Origin of the sequence: Micromonospora sp. NPDC047753, assembly GCF_040642735.1 — a bacterium.
Taxonomy (GTDB): domain Bacteria; phylum Actinomycetota; class Actinomycetes; order Mycobacteriales; family Micromonosporaceae; genus Micromonospora.
The window spans coordinates 1-7,485 of sequence record NZ_JBEYSL010000352.1 but is presented as its reverse complement, the minus strand read 5'-3'; the positions used below and the strand labels follow the sequence as shown (position 1 = coordinate 7,485).

The window sequence follows — 7,485 nt, the reverse complement described above, 5'->3', positions numbered from 1 at the left end:
GGAACCGGACCTGGCCGTCGAGTAGCCCGTACCGTTCGAAGTTCGCCTTCACCTGCTCCAACGACACCGCCAGGAAGGGCACCTGCCAGAGCGCGTCCTCGACGTCCTCGACCCGGTGGGGAGCCGGCTTCGGCAGGCCGCGGAACGAGTCCGCGACCCACACCGTCCGGTCCCGGTCGCCGTAGGCGCGCAGCATCCCGCGCATGAAGATGACCGCCCCGCCCCGCCACACACCGGTCTCGATCAGGTCACCGGGCACACCCCGCTCCAACACGTCCTTGACGCATCGCTCCAGGTTGTCCAGCCGCCGCAGCCCGATCATGGTCTCGGCCTCCGGCGGCCAGTCCCGGCCGGTGGCCCGCGCCTCCGCGTCGAACGGGAACTGGAGCACCAGCTCCAGGCCCTTACGTCGCAGCAGGTGCCGGCCGTGCTGAAGGATCCGGCCGTGCAGGGAGCCCTGACGTGGGTGATAGGGCATCCACGTCTCGCGGAAGACATAGCGGGTCAACGCCTTCTTGAGCAGATCGCAGTAGAGGGCGCGGGGGTCGTCCAGCGACGGCTCGGACGCCTGTGTGGGTATCAACATCTCACTCATCGGCCTGTCTCCTTCTCAGTGTCGTTTGTAGCCAGCTGGGCGGGCCGCCTGTCGTGGGCGTGCCGCCGGCCGTCGCTCCGGCCGTCGTCAGCCCCAGCGATCTGCGTCGCCGACGGCTACCGCCCGTCGCAGCACGATGGGCCCGGTGGAGGGTCGTTCCGCGCTCGGCCGCCCGGCGGCCAGAAACTCCTGCCCGAAGGCCGGCCAGTGGTCCGTCTGGTCGGCCGCCGGGGCGTTCGGGGAAGGCTCCGGCAGCGCTGCCTCCACCACCGGTGACCGCCAGACCGTCTCGGGCCGGGCCAACGGTCGGCCGAGAACACCCGCCACGGCGGGGGAGCCACCCCAGGCCGGAGCCGCGGGCTCGGGCTGGACGGTGGGCGTCGGCACCTGCTCGGGCCGGTCCGGGGCATCCGTCACCACCGGATTCGGCTGGGTGATGGCATCCTCGATCCGGGTCGGCTCGGCCTGCGCCTCCGGGGGCGCCACGACGCCGCCCCCGGCGCTCTCGACCGGTTGACGCTCGACCGGCACGCTGCCAGCCGTCGCGCTTGCGACCGGCGTGCGCTCGACCGTCGTGCGCTCGACCGTCGTGCCCTCGACCGTCCTACCCTCGACGGTCCTGCCGGCCGGGGCCGACTCACCCGAGCTCTGTCGGCGGTGCCGTCCGGGCGGCCCGGACTTGTCCTCGACCAGAGCGCTGACCAGCTCACGGATGACCGCGCCCTGCGCGCCCGCCTTCGTTGCCGGCAGCGCCAGGGCATCCTGGGCCGCGCCCGGCACCAGGGCCGGTTGCTCGCTGCTCGACCGGTGATCCGGTCGGGGCACCGCTCCGATCACCACGACACCCGCCAGCGGCAGCCCGAGCTGTTGCACGAGCCGGGCCGCCCGAGTGCTGTCGTCCAGGTTCGTCCGGCCGGCGCGGACGACCAGCAGCACGCCGTCCGCGTGCTGGGCGAACGCCGAGATCTCCCGTCCGGCCAGGATCGGCGGCGCGTGGACGATCACGCAGTCCTCGTCCTCGCCCAGCGCGTTGAGCAGGCCGCCCAGCTCGTGCAGGGCCTCCGTGTCGGCGCCCTCGCGGGGCTCGGCCGGCAGCACGGTCAGGGTGGGGAAGTCGACCAGGCGCACCGGCGGACACTTCTGGGCCAGCACCTGCTGCCAGGTGTGCGGCGCCTCCGGGAAGTGTCCCGACAGCACCGGGTCCCGTACCGCCCCGTCCACCAGCGTGGCCCGACAGTGCTCATCGGCCATGCCGAGACCGAGCAGGGCGGTCACCAACGCCTTGCCGTCGTCATCGTGCGCGCTGGTCACCAGCAGCCGACGACGGGGCAGGGGAGCGGTGAGCACACTGAGCGTCGAGATCGTGGCGCGCACCGCGTCGGCGACGTTGGTGCGGGCGTACAGCGCGGCGGCGTGATGGCGGGCGAAGCGGCGCGGCAGCTTCGGCAGCACCCCGACCACCGGCAGGCCCAGGCGCGCCTCGATCTGGCCGATGTCGCGCAGCCGGCTGTCGAACCGGTCGCGCAGCATGGTCGCGCCCCAACCGGCCAGCAGCCCGGCCAGGGCTCCGAGCACGCCGTTCAGCAGCGGCCTCGGGAAGGCCGGCCGGGCCGGCGGGCTGGCGGTGTCGAGAACCCGTGCGTTGATGCTGGTGGAACCGCCCATGTCCAGCCGGCCCAGCTGTTGACTGACGGCGCGGGAGGCGGCGTTCGCGATCGCGGCGGCCTGCGTGCCGGTGCCGGCGCTCGCGTGCACGGTGATGATCTGGAGGCCCAGTTCGTACTCGCCGCTGACGTGACCGAGCACGGCCCGCTCGGGAAGTTGCAGTGAACGCGCCGCTTCCAGCGCGACCTCCCGGGACCCGACCAGTCGGGCGATGGTGGGCGTGAGGTTCTGCGCGAGGGCCAGATCCGCCGGTCTGTCCTCGTTGGTCTGCTCGGCGCTGACCAGCACCGAGGCCTCCGCCTCGTAGCGCGCAGGGAGGAGCTGGGTCACTCCCTGGGCGGCGGCCAGGCCCGCGCACAGGCCGAGCAGCGGTACGCCCACCCGGCGCCAGGAGGCACCGAGCAGGCCCTTGACATCTATCGACGCGCTCATCAGGCGATCGCCTCTCTGGTTGGGTGCCCGGCCTCGGCGGGCGATGTGCGCAGCGACCGGGCCGGGGACCGCAGTCCGCGCCAGGTCGTGCAGAGTGTTTCGGCGATCCGGTCCCAGCCGAACTCGGCGCCGGCGCGGGCCAACCCACGGTTGGCCAACTGGCCGGAGAGCGCCGGGTCGTCGCGCAGCCGCGCGAGGCGGGCGGCGAGCGCGGAGACGTCGCCGGCGGGAAAGACGAGACCGGCGTCGCCCACCACGTAGGGGATCTCGCCGACGTCGCTGCCCACGACGGGTACGCCACAGGCCATCGCCTCGACCAGCACCCGGCCGAACTGCTCGCGCAGCGGGATACCGATCCACGGCAGGGTGTTGCGCTGCACCACCTCGATCGATGGCATCGCCAACACGTCCATGTCGTTCAGCAGCGTGGGCAACTCGGCGTGCCCGGCCCAGCCGTGCCGGTGCACCCGGCCCGGTCGGCGCGCGGCGGCCCGTTCGATTTCGGCGCCGAGGCTGCCCTCCCCGACCAGCGACACGTCGCAGTCGATCAGCTCGGCGGCTCGTAGCAGGTCGACCACGCCCTTGTGCGGCTCGAACCGCCCGACGAACCCGACAGTGAACGGGCGCGCGACCGGATCGGTGGGCAGCGGCCGGAACATCCGGGTGTCCACGCCGAGCGGCACGATCGTGGCCGGGCCCCGGTAACCCTTGATCCGCAGCACATTCAGCGCCGCTGGTGTGATCGGGAAGGCGTGGTCGACGGAGAGGTAGGACTGTCGCTCGATCCGGGGGAACGGCACCGGAAAGCGGGTGACCACGTTCTGCGCTGCGTACAACGTGGTGGGCACCCCGGCCCAGCAGCGTTGACGCAGCCGCAGCGCCTGCCAGGTGGTGAGGTACGCGGCCTCGCCGATGACGTGCAGGATGTCCGGGCGGGCGGTGGTCACGTCGTGCTGGCCGGGCAGCCGGAACAGCACCGAGGCCATGTGCCCGGTCAGCGACTCGCCGAGCAGGTGCGGGACGACGTGGTACCGCAGCCGGTGGTGTCGACGGGCCAGCCGGGCCAGTTCGCGTCGGGTCGCCGGGGACACGTCCGCGGCGAGCACCGTGAGGGTGACGTCCGGCTGTTCGCACAGGACGTCGAACAGGTCCGTCCAGTGTTCGGTGCGCTTGCCGACGACAGTTGTCAGGACGTGCATCACGCTCCTCCTCTCGTTTCAGGTCGGGTGACGGCGATTCGGCCGACGCGGGTCCAGGCGCGCAGCCGGGCCGTCCCGGCCCGGGGTTGCACTGGCATCCGCGCCCCGGCCAGTCCGATGCCGATCAGTGCCCGCAGCAGCACCACGCCGCGTACCGCGCGCAGGGTGCCGGCGCGGTGGCGGGCGAAGAACCGCAGCATGCTGCGGTACAGGTGGGGCCAGATCCAGGCCGGGTCGGAGCTGCTCGCCCCGCCGGTGTGCACGGCGGTCACCGAGGGCACGTACAACACCTGGGCGCCATGTCGGGCCGCCTGGAGGCACAACTCCTCGTCCTCGTAGTACAGGAAGTAGCCCTCGTCGAGGCCGCCGATCGCCAGGAACAGGTCGCGACGTACCGCCAGGCAGGCACCGGAGAGCCAGTCCACAGCCACCGGCTGCGCCCCGCGCACACAGGCGTCGTACGCGGCCCGGCGCTGCCGACCGCTGAGCAGCCGGCGCAGCGAGACCGGCACCAGCGACCCACCGAACCGGCTGGCCAGCACCGTGCCGAGGGATTCGAAGCGGTGGGCGCTGATCGCGACCCGGCCGTGCGCGTCGGTGAGCCGTGGCCCCGCGATGCCCACCGACGGTCGGTCGCGTAGCACCCGGACCAGTTCCGCCACCGCGCCGGGGGTGACCACGCAGTCCGGGTTGACCAGGAGCACGACGTCGGTGTCGACCCCGGCCGCGGCCCGGTTCACGGCGGTGGCGAACCCGGTGTTGGTGGGGCTGGCGAGGACCGTCACCTCGGGGAATCGGCGTCGGACGAGGTCGACAGTGCCGTCGGTGGAGGCGTTGTCCACCAACCGCACCGGCACCTGCGCCTGCCGCAGCGCGCTCAGGGCGGCGACGATCTGTCCCGCCGAGTTGTGGGTGACCACCACCGCGGTGGCGTCGGCCGCGCTCATGCCGCCACACCCGTTCGGTTCAGGACGCCGCGCAGCAGCGGCGGCCGGGCGGTTCGCCGTAGCCGCGCCCCCTCGTGGTGTGCTGTGAGGAGGGTCAGCGCCGGCAACAGGCCCAGCTCCCAGTGCCCGTCGGTCGGCGCCGCGAAGAGGGCGGCGGCCAGGAAACCGCAGCACAGCGCCGCGAACGGCAGCGCGATCCCGTCCCGGCTGCGCAGGCCGACGCGGATACTGCGCAGGATCGGCCAGAGGACCAGCAGGAGGCCGACCAGCCCGAGGTTGGCCAGCACCGTCACGTAGAAGGCGTGGTACACCGGCCCAACGTCGGTGAAGGTGAAGCCGGACAGGTAGATGTCCGGCGTGGTCTGTCCGAGGCCGGCCCCGACCAACGGCTGGTCGGCGAAGACGCCCAGGCCAACCTCGGACTCCACCCCCCGGTAACCGGCGGACTGCTCGAACCCCTTGGTGATCTCCGTGGCGCGCTCTCGTACCCCCGGTTGCAGGGCCAGGATCGCGGCCACCCCGACCGCCGCCGCCGCGGTCGCGGTCAGGCCGGTGCGGACCGTGCGACCACCGCGAACCAGCATGATCAGCCCGGTCAGTGCCGCGGCGAGCCAGATCCCCCGGTACGACGCGAGGAGCACGTCGACGGCGAAGAACCCGCCGAGCAGGAGGGCACCGGCTCGACGCCAACCCCGCACCCGACCGGCGATCCAGATCAGCGCGGGGATGGCCATGAGGGTGATGAGCCCGCCGTGGCGCCCGGGTGCCGTCACCGAGATGGCGGTGAAGGCCCCCGCCAGCACCACGTACAGGATGCCGGCGGCCAGGATCCGACGGGGTGTGGTGAGGGTGTGGGTGGCGACGAAGAAGTACACCGGGATCGTGGCCACCTGGTACGCGGCGACCAGCACCTCCGCCGGGAGGTTGCCGACGGCCAGGCCGTAGGTGGCCGCCACGACGGTCAACCCGACCAGGACCAGCATCCCCACGTCGGCGGCGGTACGCCTGATGCCCCGCTCCGCCCCGAGCCAGTGGCGGGTGGCCAGGGCGGCGCCGCCGGCGGCCAGCAGCAGCACCTTCACCGCGATGTAGCCGCGCACGTCGCCGCCGCTGAGCACAGCACCCACCACGGCGCCGCCGATGATGCCGACCGGCAGCACGGCCCAGGGCCAGAGCAGAAACGCGCCGAAACACAGCACTCCGACGGCGGCGGCCAGGCCGACCGGCCCGGGCAGCAGGGTCACCACTGTCACCACACCGCCCAGCGCGGCGCCGACGAGCACCACACCGGGCGCGACGATGGGCACTCTCATCGCGGCAACCCCGCCAACAGGGAACGCAGCTGGACGCCCCGCGCCGACCAGCTGTTGCGGGTGGCGACCTCTCGGCGTCGGGCGGCGTCGTCGGGCGCGCCGGCGCGGTCCAGCGCATCGCCCAGCGCCGCGGCGAAGCTCGCCGGGTCACCGGCGAGGGCGATGGTGTCGCCCAGGGACCGCAGCGCCGGCAGCGGCGTCGCGACGACGGGCTTGCCGAGGGCCAGGTATTCGTAGCACTTCTTCGGGTGCACGTAGTCGATCAGCCCACCAACCCGGTAGGGGATCATGGTGACGTCGCAGGCCCGCAGGATGCCCGGCACGTCCGCGAAGCGGACGGCGTCGACAAGCACCACGTTGGACAGTCCGGCGAGCGGGGCACGGCCGGCCCGGGTGGACGGGCCGACCAACACGAACGTCCACTCCGGGTGGGCCCGCGCCACCGACGCGACCAGGTCCGCGTCGAAGGCCCGGGTGTCGACCGCCCCGCTGTAGCCGATCAGTGGTCGGCGCAGGCCGAGCAACCAGGGTGCGACCGGGCCGTCCGGCGAGAAGCGGTCCGGGTCGCATCCGTTCGCCAGGACCACCGGTGCCGGGTCGGAGGTGGGCATCCGGTCGGGTAGCGCGGTGGACGAGGCGAGGACGAGGTCGGCGGCGCCGACGGCGGAGCGCAGCGCGCGGCGCAGATGCCAACGGTTCCAGGGGCGGGTGAACGTCCAGTCCAGGTCGGTGGCGTCGTAGACGACGGCGGACGCGTCCAGCCGGGCGGCGACCGGCGCGGCCAGGTCCTCGTCCAGCCAGAGCAGTCGTACGGATGCCTCCCGCCGCCGGAACCAGCGGCGCAGCACCCGCGCGGCGAGCCAGCGGTTGACCCGGTTGACCGGAGGCAGGTGCCTACCGAACGGCAGCAGCGCCGGCCCGGCGCACTGCCACAGGCCGTCGGCCACCTCCCGGACGTGGACCCGCCAGCGCGGGAGGTGCCCGGCCGGGTCGACGAAGAGCACCCGGTGGTCGACGGCCAGCTCGTGGGCCAGCGCGTGCTGCCGGTGGGCGCCGTTCGCCCACTGCGTGCCGCTGAAGATGACCACCCAGTCGCGGTCGCCGTCGGCGGGCGGCACGACCGCCGCGGTCGCCGGTTGCAGGGTGCTGGTGTGCTCAGCCACGGCCGGACCGTTCCATCGGCCGTGGCGCTCCGGCGGGCAGCAACTCGTCCTCGCCGAGGCGGCCGAGCACCGGGCGGGCGCGCTCGTCGTCGAGTCGCAGCAGTCGGGCGCCCGCGTGCCGGTCGAGCCAGCCACGCAGCGCGCCGGCCGCGATCCGCCGGTTGATCCAGT

General features: G+C 73.3%; 6 protein-coding genes. All 6 read right to left on the bottom strand.

The genetic code is table 11. The annotated features are described in order from the left end of the window. A partial coding sequence (locus ABZ749_RS25030; protein ID WP_357231846.1) for a TylF/MycF/NovP-related O-methyltransferase occupies positions 1-595 on the bottom strand: 595 nt, incomplete at its 3' end. An 87-nt stretch (positions 596-682) separates the two neighbouring features. After that, on the bottom strand, positions 683-2,692 hold the full coding sequence (locus ABZ749_RS25025; protein ID WP_357231843.1) for a hypothetical protein: 2,010 nt from the start codon (positions 2,690-2,692) through the stop codon (positions 683-685). Next, the gene (locus ABZ749_RS25020; protein ID WP_357231840.1) at positions 2,692-3,891 is read right to left on the bottom strand and encodes a glycosyltransferase; all 1,200 of its coding nucleotides are present in this window, start codon (positions 3,889-3,891) and stop codon (positions 2,692-2,694) included. Before ABZ749_RS25020 ends, ABZ749_RS25025 begins: the two co-directional genes overlap by 1 nt. After that, complete coding sequence (locus ABZ749_RS25015) at positions 3,891-4,838, bottom strand: glycosyltransferase family 2 protein (RefSeq protein WP_357231837.1); 948 nt, start codon at positions 4,836-4,838, stop codon at positions 3,891-3,893. Before ABZ749_RS25015 ends, ABZ749_RS25020 begins: the two co-directional genes overlap by 1 nt. Next, entirely contained in the window at positions 4,835-6,151 is a 1,317-nt protein-coding gene (locus ABZ749_RS25010) for a hypothetical protein (protein WP_357231834.1), read from the bottom strand. The genes ABZ749_RS25015 and ABZ749_RS25010 overlap by 4 nt, the downstream gene beginning before the upstream one ends. Beyond that, a complete protein-coding gene (locus ABZ749_RS25005) occupies positions 6,148-7,314 on the bottom strand; it encodes a glycosyltransferase (protein ID WP_357231831.1) in 1,167 nt (388 codons plus the stop codon). The genes ABZ749_RS25010 and ABZ749_RS25005 overlap by 4 nt, the downstream gene beginning before the upstream one ends. Positions 7,315-7,485 lie beyond the last annotated feature (171 nt).

Excerpts from the sequence above, each read along its gene's own strand:
- ABZ749_RS25020 (WP_357231840.1), bottom strand. The coding sequence starts at position 3,891 with ATGCACGTCCTGACAACTGTCGTCGGCAAGCGCACCGAACACTGGACG.
- ABZ749_RS25010 (WP_357231834.1), bottom strand. The coding sequence starts at position 6,151 with ATGAGAGTGCCCATCGTCGCGCCCGGTGTGGTGCTCGTCGGCGCCGCG.
- ABZ749_RS25025 (WP_357231843.1), bottom strand. The coding sequence starts at position 2,692 with ATGAGCGCGTCGATAGATGTCAAGGGCCTGCTCGGTGCCTCCTGGCGC.
- ABZ749_RS25015 (WP_357231837.1), bottom strand. The coding sequence starts at position 4,838 with ATGAGCGCGGCCGACGCCACCGCGGTGGTGGTCACCCACAACTCGGCG.